The organism is Longimicrobiaceae bacterium (genome assembly GCA_035936415.1).
Taxonomy (GTDB): domain Bacteria; phylum Gemmatimonadota; class Gemmatimonadetes; order Longimicrobiales; family Longimicrobiaceae; genus JAFAYN01.
The window spans coordinates 1-2,065 of the sequence record DASYWD010000088.1 but is presented as its reverse complement, the minus strand read 5'-3'; the positions used below and the strand labels follow the sequence as shown (position 1 = coordinate 2,065).

Genomic DNA, 2,065 nt, shown 5'->3' with positions numbered 1-2,065 from the left:
GCGCTGCTGGGCGCGCTTTCGCTGCGGCGGCGCGGGTGGCGGCGGGCCACGGTGGCGGGGGTGCCGGTGCTGGTGTCGGCGAGCACCGGGCCGGCGGTCGTCGGCTTCCTGCGCGGGCGCATCGTCCTCCCGGAGTGGGCGCTCGCGTGGGACGGGGAGCGCCAGCGGATGATGGTGGAGCACGAGCGGGAGCACCTCCGCGCCCGCGACCCGCTCCTCCTGCTCCTCGCCTTCACGGCCGCCGCCGCGTTCCCCTGGAACGCCGCGCTCTGGTGGCAGCTCCGCCGCCTGCGCCTGGCGATGGAGGTGGACTGCGATGCGCGCGTGCTCCGCCGCCACTCCGACGTGCGCGCCTACGGCCTCCTTCTCCTGGAGGTGGGCCGGGTCGCCTCCTCGGGCCGCCTCCCCCTGGTCGCCCTCACCGAGCCGCCCTCGTTTCTCGAACGGAGGATCCACGCCATGACCCGACCCGTGCTCCAGGGCCGCATCCGCCGAGCCGTGCTCTCCACCGCCATATGCGCGGGCGCCCTCGCGCTCGCCGCGGCCATCCCCGCGCCCGCCGGCGGCGTCGCGGCAGGGGTCGCCTTCGGGCTCGGCCGGCACCCGGCCCCGGCGGACACCATCCCGCTCCGGGCCGGCGTGATCGACGTGCGCCAGGCCACCGAGCGGCCGGAGCTGGTGAACGCCCTGGAGGTGCAGCGGCTCCTCCAGAACCACTACCCGCCCCTGCTGCGTGCGGCCGGAGTGACGGGAACCGCGCAGGTGCAGATGGTGATCGCGGAAGACGGGAGCGTCGCAGAGGCCCGGGTGCTGGAGGCGACGCACGCGGCCTTGGGCGAGGCGGCGGTGGCCGTGATGCGCCAGGCGCGCTTCCGGCCGGCGAAGCGCGACGGGCGCCCGGTGGCGGTGCGGGTGCAGCTCCCCGTGAAGTTCGAGCCGGGCGACGGATCGGCCAGGCTCCCCGGCGTCCCGGCCGTCTCCGCCGGGGTGGGGGAGGGGATCGTCGACGTCCAGGCGCTCGACCGCCAGCCCGAGGTCCGCAACCGGGAGGAGGTGTGGGCGATCCTAAAGGAGGGCTACCCGCCGCTGCTGCGCGACGCGGGGATCATGGGCGAGGCGATGGTCGAGTTCGTCGTGACCGCCGAGGGCGCCACGAGCGACGTGCGCCTGGTGTCCGCCAGCCACGCCGCGTTCGGCGAGCCGGCGCTCGCGGCCGCCCGGGCGATGCGCTTCACCCCCGGCGAGCTCGGCGGCCGGGCGACGGCGGCGCGGGTGCGGATGCCGTTCGCCTTCACCCTTTCCCTCCCGGAGCCCTCCGCGGCGCCGGAGGGGCGGTGAGGCCCACGCTGGGCTCCGGCGGCAACCTTTGAGGAGGATGACCCGATGGAAGTCTCGTTCACCGAACGGGAGCTGGACGTGATGGACGTGCTCTGGGAGACCGGCTCCGCCACCGTGGCCGAGGTGCGCGGGCGGCTGGCGGACGACCTCGCCTACACCACGGTCCTGACCGTCCTGCGCACGCTGGAGGAGAAGGGCTACGTTGGCCACGAGGAGGAGGGCCGGGCGCACCGCTACTTCCCCCGGGTGGAGCGGCAGGCGGCGGGGAAGAGCGCCCTGCGGCGGATGCTGCAGAAGCTGTTCAAGGACTCGCCGGAGATGCTCCTGACCCACCTCGTGTCCGACCGCCGCCTCTCGGACGAGGAGCTGCGCCGCATGCGCCGCCTTCTCGACGAGCGCCTGGAGGGGGAGGAGGGAGGATGATCGCGCACTGGATCCTGTACTGCGCCGGGGTGGGGCTGCTGCTCACCCTGGGCGCCCTGGCGCTGGAGCGCGCGCTGCGGGCGTGCGCCCTCCCCACCCGGTGGGCCTGGCTCGCAGCCCTGCTCCTCACGCTGGCAATTCCGGCCGCCTACGGCCTCCTCCCGCGGGAGGAGGCCCCCGCCCCTGCGCCGCGCGCCGTCGCCTCCTCCGCTGCCGGGGAGCGGATCTCGCTCGCGGAGCTCCCGCTCGGCTCCGCGGCGGCTCCGCGGCTCGATCTGGCGGTGCTCGACGCGCCGCTCCTGGC

At 75.8% G+C, this 2,065-nt stretch carries 3 protein-coding genes; all 3 read left to right on the top strand.

The features are described 5' to 3' along the window. Positions 1-1,338: M56 family metallopeptidase (locus tag VGR37_03535; GenBank protein HEV2146467.1), on the top strand; the 1,338-nt coding region annotated here is incomplete at its 5' end. Positions 1,339-1,383: 45 nt separating this feature from the next. Continuing rightward, positions 1,384-1,761: a BlaI/MecI/CopY family transcriptional regulator gene (locus tag VGR37_03530; GenBank protein ID HEV2146466.1), complete on the top strand. Its 378-nt coding sequence runs from the start codon at positions 1,384-1,386 to the stop codon at positions 1,759-1,761. Beyond that, the coding region (locus VGR37_03525; protein ID HEV2146465.1) for a hypothetical protein at positions 1,758-2,065 on the top strand (308 nt) is incomplete at its 3' end. The genes VGR37_03530 and VGR37_03525, both read left to right, overlap by 4 nt.